Genomic DNA, 22,191 nt, shown 5'->3' on the forward strand with positions numbered 1-22,191 from the left:
ACATTACTTTGTCAGACAGGTGCCACTTTGGCAGGCGCTGGGATTTCAGAGCCCAGTCCGGAAGACGTGGCGAACGCTGCCAAGTGAATATATTCCGCTGGTGCAGCGTTCAGCATCCTCTCAATTTCGGGAGCTCGGCGTGTTTGATGCTGAAATGACTGCGCTCCTCAGGGCAGTGCTCGATGAAGTGTGCGAAAGTATTCCCGTAAGCGAGACGGGCGCAAGAGCGTACGTTGCTTCGAAGCTCCTCGATGCCGCGGCACATGGACAGCTCACAACCGACGCGTTGAAAGCGGCGGGTCGCAAGGCCCTGGCCCCACCAACGATGTGGCGCTGGTTATCCGCCCCACATCACTCGATCACATCGTATTCGAAGGCGACGCCCTCAGGATCGTGCTGCTCGAACCAGGCCTGAACGGACGCCAGTCGTGGCAAAGACCTTGATGTGATCGACGTCGCCGACCTATTTGGCGGTGTTCAGATACACGCCCGCAGTTGTGGTTCCTTTTCAAAACTCAAGCCGGCGCTGTCCGCATCTAACCCAGTGTCCGAACCTGATTTAAGGGGCCTAACATGGTAGAAGGGAAGCCAGCGGGGAAATGCGCTCCCACATCCCGCGCGGGCAACCAGAAGGCTGAGCAAGTGATCAACATTGCTGAGTGCCGAGAACATGCCAACCACTACAAGATGATTTCTGGCGCGAGCGGCATTTCCAAGGATCGCGCCGCCGTCCTGAAAAACATCGCCCGAACTTTTGTGGGGTTGGCCGGCCAACTGGATAGACTGGCGTCGCTCGCGAGGAACGAACAGAGGTAAGGCCACCGCCAATTAGCGGTCTATTTTTTAGTAGAGCGTTCTAATTCAGGTTTCGGCCGCCCCTTTCAGCTCAAGGAATTTGGTCCCATAGAACATGTCTCGAACGAGGTGTTCTGCTAGAGGAGCATCTGATGTAATGCTCCCAGATTGAACAGATGAAATCCCGAAAGAGTTGGTGTGCGGGAGGATGTTCAAATGAAACGCCACCGGTTCAAACAGGATAGAGCACTAGGCGAACGGCTCATCGAGGAAGCTAGGCAAGCACGGGCAACGGCAGAGCAGTTGCTCCCGGGCGCGGAACGTGAGGATCTTTTGAGGAAGGCCCGCGCAGTCGATATCACCACCCATATTGACGAATGGCTGAAATCACCGGGCTTGCAGCCACCGAAGTAGTGTCATGGAAGACATGAAGGCCAGCGCGGAGAAAATGCGCGCCGAAGCCAACTATGCAGAGCAGATCGCCAAAAGCGCGACCGACCTGCAGAAGCGCGAGCTTTATCAGCGGCTCGCCGCCCATTTCAGACAGCTCGCCGACGAAATCGAGAAGGCCATAGCTATCCGGCCGGAGGCGGAGTAAGGCGGCCTCAGTTGGCCTTGCGAGTCACCAGATCTTCACCGGGTGGCGTCAGCTTCACGTAGGTGCCGCTCTCGTGCTTCGATAATCAGCCGGATCGGCCGCGTTCTTGATGCCGGCGCCGAACTCCGGCGGGCCCGTTGCCTTGAACTTGCAGATATTGTCGCAGGCGATCGCAAACGCCTCTCCGAGCAAGAAGCTGGCACAACCTGCATAGACCTCTGATGCGAACAGGAGCATGCTCTTACCGGTCAGGCGTGGATGGGGAACACCATGATCGGCTTAACCCGTATCTTTGATGCGGCCGTGCTTGTGGTGGGTGCATTCAACATCGTTCTAATTGCAATGATTATTCTCGCAATCTGAGCCGCTCCAGTTGGCGGCCTCGGTTCATTACCAGCTCCTCGCTCGGTTAGCGTTGATGCGCAAATCTAGAGCTGAGATCATCCGTATGAGCTTGCAAGGCCGAATGAAGAGAGACCTTCGAGAGTTCCGGCGCCTAGAAAAAATATGCTCTGCCGCAGCCGAGGCGGAGCCAATGGATCTAACGCGGATCGGGCTTTTGAAGGTCGCGGAGGATTGTCGGCGGGCGGCGGACAGCCTTGAGGCTCATCTTCCTGCACGCCGGCAGATTTGGTTTCGGGCGAACTTGGGCGAGTGAGCCAAATGATCAAGCGAGCTTTCATCAACCCAATAGCCTAAGCGGTGATTTTCGCGGGCTTGGCGGCATTCATCGCGCTGTATCTGCCCTGGTAGGCATCTCTCAGGATTATCGCTCGTCGCGCCGGGCTGAGACGGGTAGCTCGCCGATTCACGCTGGCGGGCCTAGCACTCCCGGCGCTCAAATCCGCAATTGGATCGGCAGCCGGGAGCATTGGGGCTGGAACTGCCATGCCGTGCCATGTCGGCCCTCCAAGCGACAATGCGTAGAAAACCGGAGTCCGGTAGTTGTCCGGACTCCATTTTCGGAACGGGGTGTTCTACTGAAGGAACACCGGCGCGATTTTTTGAGCACCAACTTTTTTCGTTATTCCGGGAATGCCGCAGTGGGGCTGGAACCACGCTGCGGCTTTTCCCATTGTACCCCGCCTCGCAGATCACGCTTCAGGCGGGCAGGCCCACCACATCCTACTCGAAGGCTACGCCCTCCGGATCGTTTTCATCGAGCCACACCTTGGCGGCTTCCTCAGTCGCGAACACCATGAGCTCTTTGCCTTGGTCGTAGATCCAGACGGTCATTGATCCCTCTTGAGCTTGCGCCGGCCCCAGTGGTGCTCCTTTCCCTTGGCGTTAAACTCCGGGACGTGGTGGCGGTTCAATGCCCGCATGACCCCGATGCGCGCGAACATCGTGGGGGCTCCATCTTCAGCGACCAGGATCAGCGCCTGCATTGCCGCTTGCCATTCCGGCGCGGCGTGCTCTTTCTTCGGCAGCGTGGCGATGTACTCGCCGGCGTCGAGTAGTGTCACCAGAGCGCGATCGCCAATCCTGATCGGATCCTCGAAAGGCCGACGCCCTCCTCGTTCGGTCATTCCTTCCGCTTCAACTCAGGTCCCGCGGAGCAATGGCGTGTTCAACCTCGTCGGCCAGAATTGTCAGATGCTCTGCCAGCCTTGTGAACAGTTCTCGCTTCTTGGGATCAGTTGCCAGATCGCGAATCAAGGCGCACTCGGCCGCATCTGTGCGGAGCTTTTCCAACTGAGCCTGCATGTCTTTCATTGCAATCGGTTCCGTTCCCGATCTGGAACTATACCGCTTTGTGCACAAGCGGACAGAACTGATTGCCGGTTTTTCCTATGCTCATGACCACCTGGCGACCCCATTACCGCCAAGGTAACCTCCAAACGGCCCCGGCAACTTAGTCTTTTGCTGGGGCCGCTTTTGCGCTGGTACCGATCAACCGGACATACGTCCCGCTCTCGTGCAGCTCGAGCCAGCCCTTCTCAACTGCATGCTTGATGCCGGCCCCAGATTCCGAGCCGCTGGCTTTGAGCGTGTAAAGGAAGGGCGCGTTGACCTTCTCAATGTGGATGCGGCCGTCCTGGACGGATTCAATAGTCTTCGCGAGTTCGATCAGCTTGCGGGCCGCGACTTCTGGGTTGGCGAAGGGACGTTCGGTGGCGAGTTTCATCGATAAGCCATAGCTTGCACTGGCGGCGTATTCCAATCGAAGTGCGGTCGGACATCGGCGCCTCTTCTACCGCAAGCCTGGCAGATGAATCGCGACTCAAGATCCGACAGCCGCACGTCGTCAGACCATCGATCTGCGCTCAAAGCAACGTTGTGGCCGCACCGATAGTCCGCGCAGTAGACCAGGATGCCGCGAACGCCCATTGCGCGCATCTGACCGAGCGGGATCTTGACGGGCCTGCCGTCGGCTTCGGTAGGTGTGTGGCGTCGGATAGGGCGAGGCATGCCGCGATCAAAGCCCAGTGCGAGCCGCCGTCAAACTATCGATTCCTAGCGGCGCGGAACGAGCGCGAGCTACTGCCTGTCGTGGGTGTGGAAAAGCAACCGAAGTCGCAGGCGTGCCCGTCGGTTGGTCGCAAGGTCATCCGCGATTGTTGTGCCGAGCGTGTTGATCGCCATTTTTTCGATTGGTCGTAGCGGGCGCTTCTGCCCGAGCCGCTCGAGATACGCATTCATTAGCTGATCGACGAGCGAATGGCGGAGCCGGGGCAGGTCGGTCCGAGCCATGATTTGAGCAGCGTCACCGTTCCGAACGGCCGAAACGAGGCCTGGCACAGAAACGAAAGCTGACTCGATATAGACTACCAGGCGCACCAGGACGGTCGCGACACGTCTGAGCCTCAGAAGCCGGCTCTGTCGCTCATGCGGCGCGCTCTCGTTCACGCCCCAGAGTAATATTTAAGAACCAAGACCGTGCTCGGCGCCACGGAACTCACAGGGGCAGGCGGACTGTCGATGCTTTTTCCAGACTCACGTTCTTGTTCGGTTTCTGTTGTTCTTCTTACTTGTCATTGGGGGCTCTGGCCACCAATCTGATAGTTGATTACCGCGAGAACGCCGTCGACGAAAGCCTGACATTCAGCGTGGGTCTTGAACGCGCCTCTATACTTCCCGAATAAGAAAACGATCCGCCCTCGGCCCTTTCCAAACAAGTACTGTCCGATCTGCCTGCCGTCCTCATCTCTAAGTTCAACACTGTCGAGGCTTTGGACTGATTTGAGGTCTGTCTCCGGAAGCTTGATCTGCACAAGTGGTCTCCGCGATCCATTCTTCATACCGGGCAGCTTCGGAGGGCAGGCTAGATGCCGAGGGCAAACTGCGCCATCATCCATTTTTCCGCTTCCCATGCTTCGCCAAATCTTACCCGCATCCGCCCAGTCTCCCAGCGCGGGCTGGTGGGATAACAAGCTCGCGCGGCCAAAAGATCAGTTCATGCATCTGTTTCAGAGCGTGCCCGACGAGCGAAAGCAACACCGGATCGGGGAAGCCTTGGAGGCCGCTGACAGTCACAAAGCCATCAGCGATGAGCTTAAGCGAAAGATCGGCTTCCGTGAAGCCGAAGACCATCTCAACGACGTCTACTTCAAGCAGGTCAGCTCTGGCCAGATCCTGCGCCGTTGGCGGTCTCCTGGTCAGCTCGGCCTGTAACAGCGCGCCGTAGGAAGGCCGCCCTGATCAGCAGATCTAATCCTTTTTGAACGGCAGGACTTTGACCGATAAGGAAATTACACAATGAACTCGGTCGACGACTGATAAAGAATGGTCGCAACTGGAGTCAGTTGGCGAACTGATAGAAAAATCACACGAACCTTATCGGTAGGCGAAAACTGCAAAAAGGCTTGTCAGTCTGAAAAATCAGTTGTCGCGGCACGCAACCTCTCCGTGCGCCTTCCTTGATGCGTGGATGATCATCCAAAAGTTGTGGAAAACTCGGCGTTCGCGACATGCGCCCGTCTGCACCTATGGTGCGGCCTGCGCAACTCTAACGGTCGTAGATTGATCGGTGCATTTTCATTTCTGCTGAGATTTTGCTTGGGGGAAGCTCAATCGATGAACATCAAAATCCGTATGCAACTGTTGCTGTTTTCTAAGCCGCGCTCCGTATCCCGGTGAAGCCGGTCGCATCACCGAGTGGATTGGCGCGTCGCGCGCACGGCGCTGGAACGATCGGATCCGCAACAATGGCGAGATTTCCGCTCGAAGGAGCAACGGTGCGCTCCGTTCGAGTGATGCATTTTCAATTTTGTTGTGCGGGCTTCCAGGTCACCGCAGAAAGGATGTCGTTGATCAATGGACGACGGGGAGAATGAGGGCGCGCCGGCGTCGTTCCACCATCGGGAGGCTGAAGGTCCATTTTCGCTGGATCGGCGAGAGGTGGTTGTCGGCTTGGCGGCAGGGGCGGTCGGACCTCTAGCCGTGTAGACTGCGACATCGTTGGCCTATCGACCAATTCCGCATTTCGCTCTCGGCGTGGACAACTGCTATCCTGCATTGGCCGTGAGGCCGGCGGTCAAGATGCCGGCCACGGCACAAGCCTCGTCATTGTCGGAGGTGTCGCCGGAGACGCCGACGGCGCCGAGCAGCGTTGCGCCATCCATGATCAGCACGCCGCCGGGGACCGGCACCAGCGCCCCCTTGGCGATGGTATTCACGGAATCGATGAAATAGGCCTGCTCCTGCGCACGCTGGTACAAGGCGCGCGAGCCCATGCCCATGGCGAGCGCACCATAGGCCTTGCCGTGGGCGATCTCGGCGCGCATCAGGCTGGTGCCGTCCTGCGCCGCGGCGATCTTGAGCACGCCGCGTGCGTCCAGGATGGTGACGACCAGCGGCTTGAGCTTCAGCTCGGTGGATTTTGCGAAGGCGGCGTCGAGGATCTTGCGAGCGGTGTCGAGCGTGAGGTCAGCCATGGCTGGTTCCCTTTTTAGTGTGAGAAGTGGAATTTGCTCCGGCGCGGTCGAGGCTCATCGCCAGCACGCGCGCGACGTGAAGCGCTTCGCGCTGGGCGCCGTCGTGGATCTGATGCCGGCAGGAGGTGCCGTCGGCAACGACCAGTGTAGCTTGGTCGGCGCGCCGCACCGCGGGCAGCAGCGACAGCTCGGCCATCTCGATCGAGGCATCATAGGTGTCCGCGCCGTAGCCGAAGGCGCCGGCCATGCCGCAGCAGCTCGATTCGATGGTCTCGACCTTCAGGTCCGGAATGAGGCGCAGCACCTGCTCGACCGGTTTGAAGGCGCCGAAGGATTTTTGGTGGCAATGGCCGTGCACGACGGCCTTGTCGGCGACGATGCCGAGCGGCAGTTGCAGCCGGCCGGCCTCGGCCTCGCGCACCAGGAATTCCTCGAAAGTCAGCGCGTGGGCGCCGACGGCCCTGGCGTCGTTGTCCTTGCGCAGCGAGGCGAGCTCGTCGCGCAGCGTCAGCAGGCAGCTCGGCTCGAGGCCGACGATCGGCACGCCGCGGGCGGCAAAGGGCGCGAACGCGGCCACGAGGCGGTCGAGCTCGGCCCTGGCTTCGTCGACGAGACCGGCTGAGAGGAATGTACGGCCGCAGCAGAGCGGGCGACTGCCGCTCGCCGGCTTGGGCAGGTGCACGCGATAACCGCCCGCCGCGAACACGCGGAGCGCGGCGTCGAGATTTTCGCGCTCGTAGATGCGATTGAAGGTGTCCGTGAACAGCACGACTTCGCGGCCGGTCTCCGGCCCGACCGCTCCCGCGGGCGGCACGAACACGTCGCTGCGGAAGGCGGGCAGGGCGCGGCGCGCGCTGATGCCGGCAAAGCGCTCGAACAGCTTTCGCAGCAGCGGGCTGCGGTTGCGCAAATTGGCGAGTGGCGCGAAGCGCGACGCGAGACCGGCATAGCGCGGGAGGTAGCCGACCAGGCGGTCACGCAGGGTCAGGCCATGGGACGCGGCGCGGGCGGCGAGCACCTCGATCTTCATCTTGGCCATGTCGACGCCGGTCGGGCATTCGTGGCGGCAGGCCTTGCAGGAGACGCAGAGTTTTAGGGTCTCCATCATTTCGTCGGAGGACAACGCGTCGGGACCGAGCTGGCCGGAGATGGCGAGCCGCAAGCTGTTGGCGCGGCCACGGGTAACGTCCTTCTCGTTGCGCGTCGCGCGATAGGATGGGCACATCACGCCGCCCTCAAGCTTGCGGCAGGCGCCGTTGTTGTTGCACATCTCGACCGCGCCCTGGAATCCGCCGCCGGCGCCGGGATAGGCGGACCAATCCAGCTTCGTCTTCAACTCGTTGACGCGGTAGTCGGGTTTGAAGCGGAACAGCGAGCGATCGTCCATCCGGGGCGCATCGACGATCTTGCCGGGATTGAGGACGCCCTCGGGATCGAAGCGGCTCTTCACCTCCCTGAAGTCGGCGACGAGACGCTCGCCGAACATGGTCTCGTGGAATTCGGACCGCACCAGGCCATCGCCATGCTCGCCGGAATGCGAGCCCTTGTACTCGCGCACCAGCGCGAAGGCCTCCTCGGCGATGGCCCGCATCGCCTTGACGTCCTTCTCCAGCTTCAGGTTCAGCACGGGCCGTACGTGCAGGCAGCCCTCGGAAGCATGCGCATACATCGTGCCGCTGGTGCCGTGCTTTGCGAAAACCTCGCTCAAGCGCGCGGTGTAGTCGGCCAGATGCGGCAACGGCACGGCGCAATCCTCGACGAACGAGACCGGCTTGCCCTCCTGCTTCATCGACATCATGACATTGAGGCCGGCGGCGCGGAAATCGGCAATGCCGCTTTGGAGTGCGGGCTCGGTGATCTCGACCACGCCGCCCCATTTGCGCTGCTCGTTGTTCCAGCCGAAGCCGAGATCGCCCATCAATTCGCCGAGCTGCTTGAGGCGCACCAGATTGTCCGCCTGGTCGTCTTCGGCGAATTCCACCACCAGAACGGCATCCGGATCGCCCTTGATGGCCGCGGAGATGATCGGCCTGAACATCGCGATGTCGCGGCCGAGCGCGAGCATGGTGCGGTCGACCAGTTCGACCGCGATCGGCTTGAGCTTGACCAGGTGCTGGGCGGCGTCCATCGCCTCGTAGAAACTGCCGAAATGACAGATGCCGAGCGCTTTGTTGCGGATGACGGGCCACAGCTTCAGCTCGACCTTGGTGGTGAAGGCGAGGGTGCCTTCGGAGCCGACCAGGAGATGTGCCATGTTGTTGCGCGCATTGCGCGGCGTCAGCGCATCGAGATTGTAGCCGCCGACACGGCGCTGCACCTTGGGAAAGCGCGCGGCGATCTCGTCGGCCTCGCGGGCGCCGAGATCGAGCATGTCGCGGAACAGGGCTCGCGCGCTGTCGTTCGCATCGAGATCGGAGAGATCGCGCGACACCTCGCCGTACCGGCCCAGCGTGCCGTCGGCGAGCGCCGCCTCCATCGACAGCGTGTTGTCGCGCATCGTGCCGTAGCGAAGCGAGCGGCCACCGCAGGAATTGTTGCCGGCCATGCCGCCGATCGTGGCACGCGAGGCCGTGGAGACGTCGACCGGAAACCACAGGCCGTGCTTCTTGAGCTGGCGGTTGAGGTCGTCGAGCACGATGCCGGGCTCGACCACGCAGGTGCGGCCGTCGACGTCGAGCGACAGGATCCGGTTGAGGTGTTTCGAGAGATCGACCACGAGGCCGTCATTGACGGTCTGGCCGCATTGCGAGGTGCCGCCGCCGCGCGGGGTGACCTTCAGGCCCTCGTCGCGGGCGATCGCCAGCGCCCGCAAGGCCTCGTCCATGGTCCTCGGGACCACCACGCCGGCGGGCACGATCTGGTAGAACGAGGCGTCGGTGGCGTAGCGGCCGCGGCTGAAGCCGTCGAACAGGACGTCGCCAGTCATGTCCGCGCGCAGGCGCCGTTCGAGCGAGGAGGCGATTGTCATCCCTGGTCCCGGATTGATCCAACGCGGCGCCTGTGGCTGGTTGGAGTATTCATTCTTGTTTCTGACCGATTATATTATGAATTCAAAATGAGCAAGCCAGCCACCCCTTAAGGGGCGGCCGGCGTGTCATCTTGGGGTTCGGTCAGGTGCTCGATCGCGGCCGCCCGCTTGTTGCGCAGGTGCTGGAACAGGATGTCGCTGAGCTCGCTGGCGGCGCGGCGGCGCAGTGCGTCGAGGATGGCCTCGTGCTCGCGCATCGCTTCCGCCCAGCGCTGGCGCTTGCGGGCGAAATTGGCGGAGTAGCGGACCCGGCGGATGCGCCCCGCGAAGTTGGCGTAGGCGGTCTTCAGCGTCTCGTTGCGCGCGGCCGCGACGATGCTCTCGTGGATGCGCTGGTTGGTCTGGAAATAGCCGTGCATGTCGCGATGCAGATAGTGCCCGTACATCTCGTAATGCAGCTGCTCGATCGCGGTGATTTCCTCATCCGTAATGGCCTCGCAGGCGAGGCGCCCGGCAAGGCTCTCCAGCCCCGCCATGACGTCGAACAGCTCTTCGAGGTCGCGCTGGCTGAGTTGGCGGACGCGCGCGCCGCGGTTGGGCAGGAGCTCGATCAGCCCCTCGGAGGCGAGCACTTTCAGGGCCTCGCGCAGCGGCGTGCGGGAGATCCCGAGCATCGCGCAGAGCTGCCGCTCGGGAACGCGTGCGCCGTCGGGAATATTGCCCTCGACCACGTAGTCGCGCAGCCGCAGCAGGATCTCGCCGTGAAGCGAGGCCTCCTGGCGGTCGCCGCCATTTGCGGCTGGTGGGGCGATCGGAACCCCAGTGTCGGGAATCGTGGATTTCATTTGCGACACAATAGTTTGCCTGTTTGATCGCGTCGATGTTCACAATCGAATACCAAAATTCAATTGAAATGACAAAAAATGAATGCAAAATGGCCTCCGAAGCCGGCTAGAGTCCGCCGACAGGGAGGTTTTCATGCACCAGGGACGCCATTTCCTTCAGATTCCAGGCCCGAGCCCGGTCCCCGAGCGCGTCCTCCGCGCCATGGACATGCCGGTCATTGACCACCGGAGCGCCGAGTTCGGCGAGCTCGGCCGCGCCGTGCTCGAAGGCAGCCAGAAGATTTTCCAGACCGCGGGTCCGGTCGTGATCTTCCCCTCGTCGGGAACGGGCGCCTGGGAGGCCGCGATCGTCAACACGCTGTCGCCTGGTGACCGGGTGCTGATGGTCGAGACCGGCCATTTCGCCACCCTGTGGCGGCAGATGGCGGGGCGATTCGGCATCGAGGTCGACTTCGTGCCCGGCGACTGGCGCCGCGGCGCCGATCCCGCATTGATCGAGGCGAAGCTCACCGAGGACAAGGCGCGCGCGATCAAGGCCGTCATGGTCGTGCACAACGAGACCTCGACCGGCGCGACCAGCCGCATCGCCGAGATCCGCGCCGCGATTGATCGCACTGGTCACCCGGCGCTGCTGATGGTCGACACCATCTCCTCGCTCGGCTCGGTCGACTACCGCCACGACGAGTGGAAGGTCGATGTCAGCGTGAGCTGCTCGCAGAAAGGTTTCATGCTGCCGCCCGGCCTCGGCTTCAATGCGATCTCGGAGAAGGCCCGCGCTGCTGCGAAGACCAACAAGATGCCGCGCTCCTATTTCGACTGGGAGGAGATGCTCAAGCCCAACGCCAACGGCTTCTTCCCCTACACGCCGGCAACCAATCTGCTCTATGGCCTGCGCGAGGCGATCGCGATGCTGCTCGAAGAGGGGCTCGACAACGTGTTCGCGCGCCATCAGCGGCTGGCTGCCGCGACGCGTGCCGCCGTCAGTCACTGGGGCCTCGAGATCCTCTGCCAGGAGCCCTCGGAGTTCTCGCCGGTGCTCACCGCGGTGTTGATGCCGCCGGGCCACGACGCCGATCAGTTCCGCAAGATCGCGCTTGACAATTACAACATGTCGCTCGGCTCGGGCCTGTCGAAGGTCGCCGGAAAAGTCTTCCGCATCGGCCATCTCGGCGAATGCAATGCGCTGACGCTGCTCGGTGCGCTCACCGGCGTGGAGATGGGCCTGTCGGTTGCGGGCGTGCCGCATCGCTCCGGCGGTGTCGACGCCGCGATGAAGCTGCTGGAGCAGCGCCCGCAGGGCAATGCCTCGCCGCATCTGAAAGTGGTCGGCACCTAGGTCGCGCGGGACACGCAAGGCCAATCATAAAAAACAGTCAGGGAGGGTGGAGATGGGAATTCGGTTCAAGGCCACGCATGTCGTCTTGGCGATGCTCTGCGCGATGTATTTCATCACCTATGTCGACCGGGTGAACATCGGCACCGCCGCGAGCGAGATCCAGAAAGAGCTGGGTCTGTCGAACACCCAGCTTGGCCTCGTCTTCTCCGCCTTCGCCTATCCCTATCTGCTGTTCCAGGTGATCGGCGGCTGGGTCGGCGATCGTTTCGGGCCGCGCAAGACGTTGTTCTGGTGCGGCATGATCTGGGCGGCGGCGACCATCTCGACCGGCTTCGTCAACGGTCTTGCCGCACTGTTCGTCGCGCGCTTCGCGCTCGGCTTCGGCGAGGGCGCGACCTTTCCGACGGCAACGCGCGCGATGCAATACTGGACGCCCGCGAACCGCCGCGGTTTTGCGCAGGGACTGACCCATTCCTTCGCCCGGCTCGGCAACGCCGTGACGCCGCCGGTGGTGGCGCTGCTCATCCTCTGGCTGACCTGGCGCGGCGCATTCGTCGTGCTCGGTCTCGTCAGCCTGGTCTGGGGCGTCGTCTGGGTCTGGTACTTCCGCAACGAGCCGAAGGAGCACGCCTCCATCACCGAGGCCGAGCTCGCCGTACTGCCGCCGCGCCCGACCGGCGAGCGGCCGCGCGTTCCGTGGGGGCCGTTGCTCGGACGCATGTGGCCAGTGACGCTGACCTATTTCTGCTACGGCTGGTGTCTGTGGCTCTATCTCAACTGGCTGCCGCTGTTCTTCAAGAACAACTATAATCTCGACATCAAGAACTCGGCGCTGTTCGCCTCCGGCGTCTTCTTCGCCGGCGTAGTCGGCGACAGTGTCGGCGGCGTGCTCTCGGACAAGATCCTCGACCGCACCGGCAATGTCCGGCTGGCGCGGCTGAGCGTCATCGTTGCGGGATTTACGGGCGCGCTGCTCTCGCTGTTTCCGATCCTGTTCGTCCACGACATCACGATCGTCGCGCTATGCCTGTCCGCCGGCTTCTTCTGCGCCGAGCTGGTGATCGGCCCGATGTGGTCGATCCCGATGGACATCGCCCCGAAATATTCCGGCACCGCCTCGGGCCTCATGAATACTGGCTCGGCCTTCGCCGCCATCGTGTCGCCGCTCGTTGCCGGCTTCGTGATCGACGCGACCGGCAACTGGTACCTGCCGTTCCTGATGTCGATGGGGCTGCTGCTGCTCGGTGGCTTCTCCGCCTTCCTGATGCATCCGGAGCGTCCGTTTACGGAGGCCGACGGGCGCCTGCCGGTCGGAAAGGTGGTGGCCGCGGAGTAGGGGAAGCGCGCTTGGGGCGAGGGCCGCCGGTAATGCATGGGAGGCGCCTTTAGGAGAGGGGACAAGCTGGTCAAATGGTGCTATTCGGCGGCCATCAAAACCAAGGCTAGACCGGGAAGGACGCCGATGACCGTGCACACTGGAAGGCATTTCTTACAGATTCCAGGACCGACCAACGTGCCCGACCGCGTGCTGCGGGCGATGGACATGCCGACGCTGGACCATCGCGGTCCGGAGTTCGCCGAGCTCGGTTTTGCGGTCCTGGCGTCGATGCAGCGGGTGTTCCGCACCAAGCAGCCCGTGATCATCTTCCCCTCGTCCGGGACGGGGGCCTGGGAAGCGGCGATGGTCAACGTGTTCGCGCCCGGCGACAAGGTGCTGATGTGCGAGACCGGCCAGTTCGCCGTGCTGTGGCGCGGCATCGCCGAGAAATTCAAGATCGATGTCGATTTCATCCCGAGCGACTGGCGCCATGGCGCCGACCTCGCCGAGATCGAGAAGCGCCTCAGCGCGGACAAGCAGCACGCGATCAAGGCGGTCTGTGTCGTCCACAACGAGACCTCGACCGGCTGCGTGACGCCGCCGCTCGACGTGCGCAAGCTGCTCGACCGGGTCAAGCATCCGGCGCTGCTCATGGTCGACACCATCTCCGGCCTCGGTTCGATGGAATACGAGCATGACGCCTGGGGCGTCGACGTCTCGGTCGCCGGCTCCCAGAAGGGCCTGATGCTGCCGCCCGGTCTCAGCTTCAACGCCGTATCGGAGAAGGCGCTCGCGGTGGCGAAGGCCAACCCCGGCATGCGCTCCTATTGGGACTGGCAAGAGGTCATCACCTTCAACAAGCTCGGCACCTTCCCCTACACGCCCGCCACCAATTTGCTCTACGGCCTGCGCGAAGCGGTCAAGATGCTTGAGGAGGAGGGGCTGGAGAACGTCTGGACCCGCCACAAGCGTCACAGCGCCGCGACGCGCGCCGCCACCAAGGTCTGGGGCCTCGAGACGCAGTGCGCCGATCCCGCCGCGCATTCGCCGGCGCTGACCGGCGTGCGCGTGCCTGATGGCCACGACGCCGACGCCTTCCGCAAGGTGGTGCTGGAAAACTTCGACATGTCGCTCGGCACCGGCCTGAACAAGGTCAAGGGCAAGGTGTTCCGCATCGGCCATATCGGCCATTTCAACGATCTGATGCTGATGGGTACGCTCGCCGGCGTCGAGATGGGCCTTGATCTTGCAAAGATTCCGCACCGCGGCGGCGGCGTATTGGCGGCCATGGACGTCCTGAAGGGACGCGACGCGGTGCCGATGGCCAAGGCTCAGGTGGCTTAAAGGCGCAGGTCGCCTGAAGGTTCAGGCGGCTTGAACTAATTTGGAAAGTGAGCGCGCGATGAACGCACCGACGACGACCAACGAAGACCTGCTCTACTCCGTCACGGACGGCATCGCGCGGATCACCTTCAACCGCCCCCAGGCGCGCAACGCCATGACCTTCGCCATGTATGACCGCATGGCGGAGATCTGCACCGAGATCAACGGCGACCGCTCGATCAAGGCGCTGATCCTGACCGGTGCCGGCGACAAGGCGTTCGCTTCCGGCACCGACATTTCCCAGTTCCGGGCGTTCAAGACCGCGCAGGACGCGCTCGACTACGAGGCCCGCATTGACCGCGTGCTCGGCACGCTCGAGCAGTGCCGCGTGCCCGTGATTGCGGCGATCGCCGGGGCCTGCACCGGTGGCGGCGCCGGCATCGCGGCCTGCTGCGATCTCCGCATTGGCACCGAGACGACGCGAATGGGCTTTCCGATCGCGCGGACGCTCGGCAACTGCCTGTCAATGTCGAACATCAGCCGCGTCGTCTCGCTGGTTGGTCCCGCGCGCACCAAGGATATGATCTTCAAGGCGCGACTGGTCGAAGCGCAGGAAGCGCTGGCGCTCGGCCTGCTCACCGAAATCGTCCCCGACGTCGAGACGCTGCAGCGCCGTGCCGACGAGACCGCAAAGCTCGTCGCAAGCCATGCGCCGCTCACGCTGGAAGCGACCAAGGAGGCGGTGCGCCGCATCCGCCGGACGCTGTCGCGCGAAGAGGGCGAGGACCTGATCCTCAAGGCCTATATGAGCGAAGATTTCCGCGAGGGCATGGACGCCTTCCTCAACAAGCGCACGCCGAACTGGAAGGGCAAGTAGCGCGGGACACTACGTCTCCGCGTCTCGATCACTCAACTGGCGGCCGCGAGACCGCCGAGGCACTGACCTTGCAAGCCGCAAGGTCAACCCGGCCAGAAATACCCCCAGCGCAAAAGCAATTGTTCGCTCAGCCAGCCGATCCAAATAGCTGGCGCCATAAAAAGTCCGAACGGCAGGAATGCCGTGCGTCGCAGCGGCTGTCGTCGCACGACAGCATTGGCGGTGTAGGCGGCAATCGCTGAAAGTGCTGCCAATTCGATCACCGCAGCCGCCGTTGGGAGTTCGAGCCAGGCACCGGCAACCGCGGCAAGCTTGACGTCTCCAAGCCCCAATCCGCTCCGGCCGCGCCAGTAGCGGTAGAACAACAAGAGAAAAAACAACGGCAGACTTACCGCGGAGGCGCGAAAAACCAGCCACAGCATGGATGTTACATCGGCATTGGTTAAGATTGCTCCGTGTAACAAGGCAATTCCGAAAGCCGCGGCGGTCAGCTCGTTTGGAATGAGGTAGTGGCGGGCGTCGTTGCAGGCGATGCCGAGCATTAGGGCGGCGAGGTATGCACCCAACAGCCCATCCGCGCCCGACGCGATCATGAGACTTGTGACAACGAGCACGAATACGACGACAGCGAATACCCAAGCGCTTTGAATTACCTTTGGTTTTCTTCCAGTGGAATTCCGATTGAAATAGACCATGCGCTCTCGGCATCTGCAAACTGAGGAAACGAGCGGCTGCTCTTCACTGAAGCAACTGGAGAACGGTGATCATAGGTTGCATCCGGCGTGCCGACCCATCCGCCCGATGGTCTCGCGGACTTTGTGGCACAAAGCTGTGACAAATTATCTCTCACTGCCAGACAGCAGGGAATTCCCGAACGATCGTAGGCGGCAACCCGAACTCCAACGTTGATTTGGGGACTCGCCTTCTATTCCAGTCCCGAGATTTCAGCGGTCGAGCTTGCAATCGATCTCATTCCAAAGTCATAAGCGGAGCGGCGCCGGGCCGGCTCGAACTGGCCGGCATTCGCCCGCACAATGCAATTCGCATTGCTTCGCGAATTGCCAATCCGAACAAGAACATAGGCGAAAAACTTGGGGAGACGCACGTGGGACATGGAATGAAGGCCGCGGTCGTGCTGGCCGCCGCGCTTTGTGGCGCGCCGGCTTTTGCCGGCTGGGAGCCGACCAAGCCCGTTGAGATCGTGGTGGCGGCAGGCGCGGGCGGCGCCTCCGACGAGATGGCGCGGATGATGCAGGCCGCCATTCAGAAGAACAATCTGATGAAGCAGCCGATGCTGAACGGGGCAGATAGTTCTAAGTACCCGAGCGCGACGGACTAATCGCATTTGACAGCTAAACTGGTGTTATTCTTCGGACGCATTGCGATCGAAAGGAGGTAGGCCGCGAACAGCCACAAAGGAAGCTGCACGAGGTAGGCCGGCCACCCCATCCAGGGTCCATAGTGAAGAAAGTACATCTGCTTCGGGAATTCAGTGAGATCGGCATAATCATTACCTTCCCACGGGGCGATATTGAACTTGAGCCACAATTGCGTGTTCAAGATCGTCAGGGTGGCAAAGAGATATTTGAAGAGATTTGATACGCCCGACCGGTTGAGTGCGAGAGCCAGTCCCAACACCAAGCTTGGCCAAGCACCGAGTATGAAGCGGGACTCAGTGACTAACACTAGCGGTAGAGTGGCGGCAACGATGCCAAGCGGCCCAAGCCCTAGTTTCCGCAGTTCGGCACTCACGTCTGTCCACCTGAGGATCACGAGCAGCACAGCCGGTCCCCAAAGAAGCGTTGCCGACAGGAAGGGCATTAGAAACTTTCCCCTGCCAGTCATTGGAAAGATGATCAGTTTTAATACGTAGAATATGCCACTCGGGTTCGCGACATCCGGGTTTGATATGGCCGTAAAAGCAATATGAGGAATTAGCAGTCCGGCAGCTGCAAGCAGAAAGAAGCGCAGGGGTACATCGGCGAGCATGGCCAGGGTAGAGCGGCTCAATAAGACGGGGCCGATCAAGATCCAGAGCGCAAGCACGACGATCATCAAGGAAGGCGCGCCGGTCAGAAAAATACCAAGCTCATGGAACTGGGAGCCCGTCTTGATTGCTCGCGTAAGCGACGCAAGCACGAAGATCGAGATCGCCGCCGCCACTATCGCAACGAACAGCCGGAAGGTGCGCATTTGATGATCGTTTCGCATCCCATCTGACGGCGTCAAGGGTAACTGTACACTTTGGACGTCCGGCAATTTTAGGTTTAGAGAGATCAACAATATTGCGCCGTAAACTCCTGTGAGCTGCCACGCAAATGATCCTGCAATCGTAACGATGAGGATCAGCAGTGCGCGTCGTTCCAGATAAAGCAAGAGCAGGAGCAGGTTGACAAAAAGCGCAACACCATCGGTCAATACCGGGTAATACATCAAATTCTTGGTAGCAAAGTAATTCAGGAAGAGGCTGGCGAACCCGATCCACTGCCCGCTTGGGCCGATCGAAAGCAGATCCGCCATTCTCTTCCAAATGATGACACCTAAGAGCAGCGCCAGCAAATTCAGCAGCTCAAAACCACGAATGATGTTTTGATTGGAAAGATCGTTCCCCGAGACAGTGAGCATCGACCTGACGATCACGGAGGGAAGGATACGCTGTGAATAGTAATGACTCAGCTGCCCGTTGCTGATCATCGAGCCAAGTCTGCGTACCATGTCGGCGTAGGTGACGCCGTCCCAGCCGAACCCGCCTCCGGCAGGAACAATCTCGCCAAAAAGGAGATTGGAAACGCCCAAGACGAGAACGATGGCGATCATAAGGAGCAGTGTCGTCGACGCGCCTAATCCCGAAGAAAGCCTGTGCATTTTGCCTTTTCTTTAAAAAAAGAGGGCTGCGTTGCGTTTGCCGGCCAATCGCATTCGGCGGCACTTTGGAGCATGTCTCACAATCGTGGGTTCATAACAAGATGTGTCTTAGCCCGCGTAGAAGAGGCCGTCCCCGATCAGACTGGGGCGAATGCGATGTACGGGAGGTCGGCATCGAAGTACCTGGCCTCCCTCGCGACCCACGGTCTTTCGACGGTCGGGCTAGATTGCAGTCAGGCCATATGCGAACAATCTCATTCCAAAGTCATAAGCTGGGCAGTGCCGGGCGACTTGAACTGGCTGGCGTTCGCCCGCACAATGTAGCCCGCCTTACTTCGCGAATTGCCAATCCGAATAAGAACATAGGGAAGATGCGCGTGGGACATGGAATGAAGGCCACAATCACGCTGGCGGCAGCGCTTTGCGCCACGCCGGCTTATGCCGGCTGGGAACCGACCAAACCAGTCGAGATCGTGGTGGCGGCAGGCGCGGGCGGCGCCTCCGACCAGATGGCGCGGATGATGCAGGCCGCCATTCAGAAGAACAATCTGATGAAGCAGCCGATCGTAGTCTCGCTCAAGGGCGGCGCCTCGGGCGCGGAAGCGCTGATGTACATGAAATCCAGCGAAGGCGACCCGAACAAGGTGCTGATCGCCTATTCGCTGATCTACATGCTGCCGCTGTCGGCGAAGATCCCGTTCAACTGGCGCGAGCTGACGCCGGTCTCGGTGATCGCGCTCGACCAGTTCGTGCTGTGGGACAACAGCGCAGGTCCGAAGACGGTGAAGGAATTCGTCGCGGCCGCGAAGGCGGCGAGTTCGCCGTTCAAGATGGGCGGCACCGGCTCCAAGCGCGAGGATCACGTGCTGACCGTCTTCCTCGAGCAGAAGACCGGCGCGAAATTCTCCTATCTGCCCTACAAGTCCGGCGGCGAGGCCGCGACCCAGCTCGTCGGCAACCACACCGAATCCAACGTCAACAACCCGAGCGAAAATCTCGAAGTCTGGCGTGCCGGCCAGGTGCGCCCGCTCTGCGTGTTCGACAAGGAGCGCATCTCCTACACCAGCAAGGTGACGGACACGCAATCCTGGGCCGACATCCCGACCTGCAAGGAGGAGGGCGTCGACGTCCAGTATCTGATGCTGCGCGCGATGTTCCTGCCCGGCAAGGTCACGCCGGAGCAGCAGGCGTTCTATGTCGATCTGTTCCACAAGGTGACGCAGACCGCGGAATACAAGGACTACATGGAAAAGCAGGCGCTGAAGCCGATCTTCCTCACCGGCAAGGACATGGTGCAATTCCTCGAGGAGGACGACGCCACCAACAAGTCGCTCATGACGGAAGCCGGATTCGTCGCGAAGTAGCCGTCTCTCTTCTCCCTCTCCCCGTTCTTACGGGGAGAGGGAAGGGGTGAGGGGCTCCCTCCCCGAAGAGAGTGGCAGACGGATTCGCGGAGAGTCCCCCTCACCCGGCGCTTCGGCGTTCTAGAAAACGGCCGCGGACGCGGCCTCTGCCTCTCCCCGCAAGCGGGGCGAGGTGACATCACTCCCGGCTTTTGCAAAGCAGCTCATGTCCCAAACCGATCTTGAAATCGTCGTCGACGATCCGACCGCGCCTGAAGACGACTCACCCTCCGTCGTCTCCTCCGGCACGATCGAGATATTCGTCTGCCTGCTGTTGCTCGCGTTGGCCGCAACGCTTGGCTATGACAATTGGCGCACCGGCGCTTCCTGGGATTCGACCGGGCCGGAGCCCGGCTATTTCCCGTTCTATCTCTCCGTCATCCTCGGTGGTGGCAGCCTCTATGGCCTGATTGCGGCCTTCGTGGCGCACCGCGCGGCATCCGAAAGCTTCGTCACGCGTGCGCAAGCGCGCCGTGTGATGGCGGTGTTTGTGCCGACGCTGCTGTTCTGCCTGGTGATGCAGTTCCTCGGCCTCTACGTCGCGAGCTTCCTCCTGATCGCGGGCTTCATGCGGCTCGTCGGCAAGATCGCGCTGTGGAAGTCGCTGCTCACTTCCTTCCTGTTCACGGCGATCATGTTCGTCACCTTCGACATCGCCTTCGACGTCATCATGCCGAAAGGGCCGCTCGAAGCGGCCTTCGGCTACTAGGCGCTCACGATGGAAGCTTTCGGTCTCTTGCTTCATGGCTTCGCCGTCCTGCTGACGTGGAAGACGCTCGTGCTGATGATGGTCGGGCTGGTGCTCGGCATCTTCGTCGGCGTGCTGCCCGGGCTCGGCGGCCCCAACGGCGTTGCGATCCTGCTGCCGCTCACCTTCACGATGGATCCGACCTCGGCGATCGTGATGCTGTCCTGCATCTACTGGGGCGCGCTGTTCGGCGGCGCCATCACCTCGATCCTGTTCAACATCCCCGGCGAGGCATGGTCGGTCGCGACCACGTTTGACGGCTATCCGATGGCGCAGCAGGGCAGGGCGGCGGAGGCGCTGACCGCGGCGTTCACGTCCTCCTTCATCGGCTCGCTGGTCGCGGTGCTGCTGATCACCTTCCTCGCGCCGATGATCTCGTCCTTTGCGTTGAAGTTCGGCCCGCCCGAGTTCTTCGCTGTCTATCTGCTGACCTTCTGCTCCTTCGTCGGATTGGGGCGCGAGGCCAAGCACAAGACGGTCATCTCGATGTCGCTCGGCCTTCTGCTCGCCGGCGTCGGCATGGACACGGTGTCGGGCAACCTGCGCATGACCTTCGGCTCGGCCGAGCTCTTGCGCGGCATCAACTTCCTCGTTGCCGTCATCGGCCTGTTCGGCATCAGCGAGATCCTGCTGACGATGGAGGAGCGGCTCGCGCTGCGCGGACACGCGGCGAGCATTTCGCTCCGCGTCGTGCTCAGCGTCTGGAAGGACCTGCCGAAATACTGGGCGACGCTGCTGCGTTCCTCCTTCATCGGCTGCTGGCTCGGCATCACCCCGGGCGGCGCGATCGCGGCCTCCTTCATGGGTTACAACCTCGCAAAACGCTTCGCCAAGGATCCCGAGAGCTTTGGCAAGGGCCGCATCGAGGGCGTGTTCGCACCGGAGACGGCGGCGCATGCCTCCGGCACCTCGGCGCTGCTGCCGATGCTGGCGCTCGGTATTCCCGGTTCCGGCACGGCCGCGATCCTGCTCGGCGGGTTGATGGTGTGGGGACTCAATCCGGGTCCGCTGCTGTTCGTGGAACACAAGGACTTCGTCTGGGGCCTGATCGCCTCGATGTATCTCGGCAATGTCGTCGGTCTCGTGCTAGTGCTGACGACGGTGCCAATCTTCGCCTCAATCCTGCGGGTGCCGTTCGCCGCGGTGGCGCCGATGATCGTGGTGTCCTGCGCGATCGGCGCCTATGCGATCCAGAACGCGATGTTCGACATCTGGCTGATGCTGGGCTTCGGCGTCGTCGGCTACGTTTTCAAGAAGATCGGCATCCCGCTCGCGCCGTTCACCCTGGCGCTCGTGCTCGGCAACCGCGCCGAGGATGCCTTCCGCTTGTCGATGATTGGGTCCGGCGGCAACCTCAAGGTGTTCTGGTCGAACAGCCTGGTCGGCTCGATCACAACCTTGGCGATCGTGCTGCTATTTTGGCCTGTGATCGACCGCTTGCTGCGCTGCGTCGGATGGCCGCGGCGGGCGAAGCCTGCCGCTTGACCCAAGCGGATTGGAAACTGGAGCGCTGAACGTCGTGAACACCACGGGATATGGGAGGCAGCGGCTTTACGATTGCCAGCGCGGCTGCGGGCTTGATCAAGGCGACGCTCAGCAACGTCAAGGTGATCAACGCGGCCAGCGGTATCGGCGTGGGTGCCGGCGCCGCCGTTCACCTCAGCAATTCGGTCGTGTCAAGCAACTCGGTTGCCGGCATTGCCATCTCGGGCGGCGGCATCAACATTGACGCCACGACGATCTCCTTCAACACGATCGGCGTCAAGCAAGTCGGCGGATCGGTCGACCTGTCCAACAACGACCTTTCTCCGCTATGTCGGCACGCGCTTCGACGGTTTGCGTAAGATCTAGATGGTTGCTTAAGCCGTCAATGCGCGGCCGATGGTGATCACCGCGGCGGCTCGGATCCGAAAGGCCGGCTGTCGCGACGCGGCCGTTCTTTCACACCACCTTGGCGTTCCGGAGCGTCGCGATCTCGTCTGCACTGAGGCCGAACTCCTTCAAGATCTCGTCGGTCTGCTCGCCGAATTCCGGCGGCCGCGCCACCATCTTGCTCGGCGTGCGCGACAGCGTGACGGGTTGGCCGACCAGTCGAATGTGGCGGTCCTCGTCGTTCGGCACGTCCTGAGCGCAGGTCTTTGCGTGGGGTAATGGCTGAGAGAGGTCGGAGAATTCTCGCCAAACGGATGATCTTGCACGCAGATCTCGCAGCTCTTCTAGGCAGCGTCGAGAGTCTTC

At 61.7% G+C, this 22,191-nt stretch carries 21 protein-coding genes and 2 pseudogenes; 12 read left to right on the top strand and 11 right to left on the bottom strand.

Going from position 1 to position 22,191, the window contains the following annotated elements:
- Positions 1–642: 642 nt before the first annotated feature.
- Positions 643–816, top strand: coding sequence for a hypothetical protein (locus AC0L3X_RS18620; RefSeq protein ID WP_473316629.1), 174 nt, complete (start codon positions 643–645; stop codon positions 814–816).
- A gap of 397 nt (positions 817–1,213) precedes the next feature.
- Positions 1,214–1,393 carry a hypothetical protein gene (locus AC0L3X_RS18625; protein ID WP_473316630.1) on the top strand — a complete coding sequence of 60 codons (180 nt, stop codon included), beginning with the start codon at positions 1,214–1,216 and terminating at the stop codon, positions 1,391–1,393.
- Positions 1,394–1,447: 54 nt separating this feature from the next.
- Here the strand turns inward: AC0L3X_RS18625 and AC0L3X_RS18630 are convergent, their stop codons facing one another.
- The 5 genes from AC0L3X_RS18630 to AC0L3X_RS18650 form a co-directional block, all read right to left on the bottom strand.
- Entirely contained in the window at positions 1,448–1,630 is a 183-nt protein-coding gene (locus tag AC0L3X_RS18630) for a hypothetical protein (protein ID WP_473316631.1), read from the bottom strand.
- Between the two features lie 995 nt (positions 1,631–2,625).
- Complete coding sequence (locus tag AC0L3X_RS18635) at positions 2,626–2,922, bottom strand: hypothetical protein (RefSeq protein ID WP_473316632.1); 297 nt, start codon at positions 2,920–2,922, stop codon at positions 2,626–2,628.
- A 10-nt stretch (positions 2,923–2,932) separates the two neighbouring features.
- Positions 2,933–3,109, bottom strand: a complete 177-nt coding sequence (locus tag AC0L3X_RS18640; RefSeq protein ID WP_473316633.1) for a hypothetical protein — start codon at positions 3,107–3,109, stop codon at positions 2,933–2,935.
- A gap of 139 nt (positions 3,110–3,248) precedes the next feature.
- Positions 3,249–3,521: a hypothetical protein gene (locus AC0L3X_RS18645; RefSeq protein ID WP_473316634.1), complete on the bottom strand. Its 273-nt coding sequence runs from the start codon at positions 3,519–3,521 to the stop codon at positions 3,249–3,251.
- Between the two features lie 353 nt (positions 3,522–3,874).
- Positions 3,875–4,243: a DUF2939 domain-containing protein gene (locus AC0L3X_RS18650; protein ID WP_473316635.1), complete on the bottom strand. Its 369-nt coding sequence runs from the start codon at positions 4,241–4,243 to the stop codon at positions 3,875–3,877.
- A gap of 549 nt (positions 4,244–4,792) precedes the next feature.
- On the opposite strand from AC0L3X_RS18650, the gene AC0L3X_RS18655 reads away from it, so the two are divergent.
- Complete coding sequence (locus tag AC0L3X_RS18655; protein ID WP_473316636.1) at positions 4,793–5,008, top strand: hypothetical protein; 216 nt, start codon at positions 4,793–4,795, stop codon at positions 5,006–5,008.
- Positions 5,009–5,841: 833 nt separating this feature from the next.
- On the opposite strand, the gene AC0L3X_RS18660 is transcribed toward AC0L3X_RS18655, so the two are convergent.
- From AC0L3X_RS18660 to AC0L3X_RS18670, 3 genes are all read right to left on the bottom strand, one after another.
- Positions 5,842–6,270 carry a GlcG/HbpS family heme-binding protein gene (locus tag AC0L3X_RS18660; RefSeq protein ID WP_166342879.1) on the bottom strand — a complete coding sequence of 143 codons (429 nt, stop codon included), beginning with the start codon at positions 6,268–6,270 and terminating at the stop codon, positions 5,842–5,844.
- Entirely contained in the window at positions 6,263–9,238 is a 2,976-nt protein-coding gene (locus AC0L3X_RS18665; protein WP_473316637.1) for an FAD-binding and (Fe-S)-binding domain-containing protein, read from the bottom strand. Before AC0L3X_RS18665 ends, AC0L3X_RS18660 begins: the two co-directional genes overlap by 8 nt.
- 107 nt (positions 9,239–9,345) lie before the next feature.
- A complete protein-coding gene (locus tag AC0L3X_RS18670; RefSeq protein ID WP_473316638.1) occupies positions 9,346–10,083 on the bottom strand; it encodes a GntR family transcriptional regulator in 738 nt (245 codons plus the stop codon).
- A 133-nt stretch (positions 10,084–10,216) separates the two neighbouring features.
- Between AC0L3X_RS18670 and AC0L3X_RS18675 the strand changes: the two genes are divergently transcribed.
- The 4 genes from AC0L3X_RS18675 to AC0L3X_RS18690 all read left to right on the top strand — a co-directional run bounded on the left by AC0L3X_RS18675 (position 10,217) and on the right by AC0L3X_RS18690 (position 14,937).
- Entirely contained in the window at positions 10,217–11,419 is a 1,203-nt protein-coding gene (locus tag AC0L3X_RS18675) for a pyridoxal-phosphate-dependent aminotransferase family protein (protein WP_354142148.1), read from the top strand.
- A 52-nt stretch (positions 11,420–11,471) separates the two neighbouring features.
- Positions 11,472–12,755 (top strand): MFS transporter, encoded by a 1,284-nt coding sequence (locus AC0L3X_RS18680; protein WP_473316639.1) that lies wholly within the window; start codon positions 11,472–11,474, stop codon positions 12,753–12,755.
- Positions 12,756–12,881: 126 nt separating this feature from the next.
- Positions 12,882–14,081, top strand: coding sequence for a pyridoxal-phosphate-dependent aminotransferase family protein (locus tag AC0L3X_RS18685; RefSeq protein WP_473316640.1), 1,200 nt, complete (start codon positions 12,882–12,884; stop codon positions 14,079–14,081).
- Between the two features lie 58 nt (positions 14,082–14,139).
- A complete protein-coding gene (locus AC0L3X_RS18690) occupies positions 14,140–14,937 on the top strand; it encodes an enoyl-CoA hydratase/isomerase family protein (protein WP_473316641.1) in 798 nt (265 codons plus the stop codon).
- An 83-nt stretch (positions 14,938–15,020) separates the two neighbouring features.
- On the opposite strand, the gene AC0L3X_RS18695 is transcribed toward AC0L3X_RS18690, so the two are convergent.
- On the bottom strand, positions 15,021–15,632 hold the full coding sequence (locus AC0L3X_RS18695; protein WP_473316642.1) for a prepilin peptidase: 612 nt from the start codon (positions 15,630–15,632) through the stop codon (positions 15,021–15,023).
- 422 nt (positions 15,633–16,054) lie between these two features.
- Between AC0L3X_RS18695 and AC0L3X_RS18700 the strand changes: the two are divergent.
- Positions 16,055–16,273 (top strand): annotated as a pseudogene (locus AC0L3X_RS18700) (tripartite tricarboxylate transporter substrate binding protein); the annotation flags it as partial.
- On the opposite strand, the gene AC0L3X_RS18705 reads toward AC0L3X_RS18700, so the two are convergent.
- Positions 16,273–17,754, bottom strand: a complete 1,482-nt coding sequence (locus AC0L3X_RS18705; RefSeq protein ID WP_473316643.1) for a hypothetical protein — start codon at positions 17,752–17,754, stop codon at positions 16,273–16,275. The pseudogene AC0L3X_RS18700 and the gene AC0L3X_RS18705 sit on opposite strands and share 1 nt — an antisense overlap.
- A 437-nt stretch (positions 17,755–18,191) precedes the next feature.
- Between AC0L3X_RS18705 and AC0L3X_RS18710 the strand changes: the two genes are divergently transcribed.
- The 4 genes from AC0L3X_RS18710 to AC0L3X_RS18725 all read left to right on the top strand — a co-directional run bounded on the left by AC0L3X_RS18710 (position 18,192) and on the right by AC0L3X_RS18725 (position 21,797).
- Positions 18,192–19,166, top strand: coding sequence for a Bug family tripartite tricarboxylate transporter substrate binding protein (locus AC0L3X_RS18710; RefSeq protein ID WP_473316644.1), 975 nt, complete (start codon positions 18,192–18,194; stop codon positions 19,164–19,166).
- A gap of 205 nt (positions 19,167–19,371) precedes the next feature.
- Positions 19,372–19,914, top strand: coding sequence for a tripartite tricarboxylate transporter TctB family protein (locus AC0L3X_RS18715; protein ID WP_473316645.1), 543 nt, complete (start codon positions 19,372–19,374; stop codon positions 19,912–19,914).
- A 9-nt stretch (positions 19,915–19,923) separates the two neighbouring features.
- Entirely contained in the window at positions 19,924–21,438 is a 1,515-nt protein-coding gene (locus AC0L3X_RS18720; protein WP_473316646.1) for a tripartite tricarboxylate transporter permease, read from the top strand.
- A gap of 50 nt (positions 21,439–21,488) precedes the next feature.
- Positions 21,489–21,797, top strand: coding sequence for a right-handed parallel beta-helix repeat-containing protein (locus AC0L3X_RS18725; RefSeq protein ID WP_354078460.1), 309 nt, complete (start codon positions 21,489–21,491; stop codon positions 21,795–21,797).
- A 97-nt stretch (positions 21,798–21,894) separates the two neighbouring features.
- Here AC0L3X_RS18725 and AC0L3X_RS18730 read toward each other — a convergent pair.
- Positions 21,895–22,083: pseudogene (locus AC0L3X_RS18730) on the bottom strand (CoA transferase); the annotation flags it as partial.
- Positions 22,084–22,191 lie beyond the last annotated feature (108 nt).

It is taken from the genome of Bradyrhizobium sp. MI1.7 (assembly GCF_055811795.1).

What these genes read in the sequence shown, in the direction of transcription:
- AC0L3X_RS18625 (WP_473316630.1), top strand. Translation starts at nt 1,214, where the DNA reads ATGGAAGACATGAAGGCCAGCGCGGAGAAAATGCGCGCCGAAGCCAAC.
- AC0L3X_RS18630 (WP_473316631.1), bottom strand. Translation starts at nt 1,630, where the DNA reads ATGCTCCTGTTCGCATCAGAGGTCTATGCAGGTTGTGCCAGCTTCTTG.
- AC0L3X_RS18635 (WP_473316632.1), bottom strand. Translation starts at nt 2,922, where the DNA reads ATGACCGAACGAGGAGGGCGTCGGCCTTTCGAGGATCCGATCAGGATT.
- AC0L3X_RS18640 (WP_473316633.1), bottom strand. Translation starts at nt 3,109, where the DNA reads ATGAAAGACATGCAGGCTCAGTTGGAAAAGCTCCGCACAGATGCGGCC.
- AC0L3X_RS18645 (WP_473316634.1), bottom strand. Translation starts at nt 3,521, where the DNA reads ATGAAACTCGCCACCGAACGTCCCTTCGCCAACCCAGAAGTCGCGGCC.
- AC0L3X_RS18655 (WP_473316636.1), top strand. Translation starts at nt 4,793, where the DNA reads ATGCATCTGTTTCAGAGCGTGCCCGACGAGCGAAAGCAACACCGGATC.
- AC0L3X_RS18660 (WP_166342879.1), bottom strand. Translation starts at nt 6,270, where the DNA reads ATGGCTGACCTCACGCTCGACACCGCTCGCAAGATCCTCGACGCCGCC.
- AC0L3X_RS18665 (WP_473316637.1), bottom strand. Translation starts at nt 9,238, where the DNA reads ATGACAATCGCCTCCTCGCTCGAACGGCGCCTGCGCGCGGACATGACT.
- AC0L3X_RS18670 (WP_473316638.1), bottom strand. Translation starts at nt 10,083, where the DNA reads ATGAAATCCACGATTCCCGACACTGGGGTTCCGATCGCCCCACCAGCC.
- AC0L3X_RS18675 (WP_354142148.1), top strand. Translation starts at nt 10,217, where the DNA reads ATGCACCAGGGACGCCATTTCCTTCAGATTCCAGGCCCGAGCCCGGTC.
- AC0L3X_RS18680 (WP_473316639.1), top strand. Translation starts at nt 11,472, where the DNA reads ATGGGAATTCGGTTCAAGGCCACGCATGTCGTCTTGGCGATGCTCTGC.
- AC0L3X_RS18685 (WP_473316640.1), top strand. Translation starts at nt 12,882, where the DNA reads ATGACCGTGCACACTGGAAGGCATTTCTTACAGATTCCAGGACCGACC.
- AC0L3X_RS18690 (WP_473316641.1), top strand. Translation starts at nt 14,140, where the DNA reads ATGAACGCACCGACGACGACCAACGAAGACCTGCTCTACTCCGTCACG.
- AC0L3X_RS18695 (WP_473316642.1), bottom strand. Translation starts at nt 15,632, where the DNA reads ATGGTCTATTTCAATCGGAATTCCACTGGAAGAAAACCAAAGGTAATT.
- AC0L3X_RS18705 (WP_473316643.1), bottom strand. Translation starts at nt 17,754, where the DNA reads ATGATCGCCATCGTTCTCGTCTTGGGCGTTTCCAATCTCCTTTTTGGC.
- AC0L3X_RS18710 (WP_473316644.1), top strand. Translation starts at nt 18,192, where the DNA reads ATGAAGGCCACAATCACGCTGGCGGCAGCGCTTTGCGCCACGCCGGCT.
- AC0L3X_RS18715 (WP_473316645.1), top strand. Translation starts at nt 19,372, where the DNA reads ATGTCCCAAACCGATCTTGAAATCGTCGTCGACGATCCGACCGCGCCT.
- AC0L3X_RS18720 (WP_473316646.1), top strand. Translation starts at nt 19,924, where the DNA reads ATGGAAGCTTTCGGTCTCTTGCTTCATGGCTTCGCCGTCCTGCTGACG.
- AC0L3X_RS18725 (WP_354078460.1), top strand. Translation starts at nt 21,489, where the DNA reads ATGGGAGGCAGCGGCTTTACGATTGCCAGCGCGGCTGCGGGCTTGATC.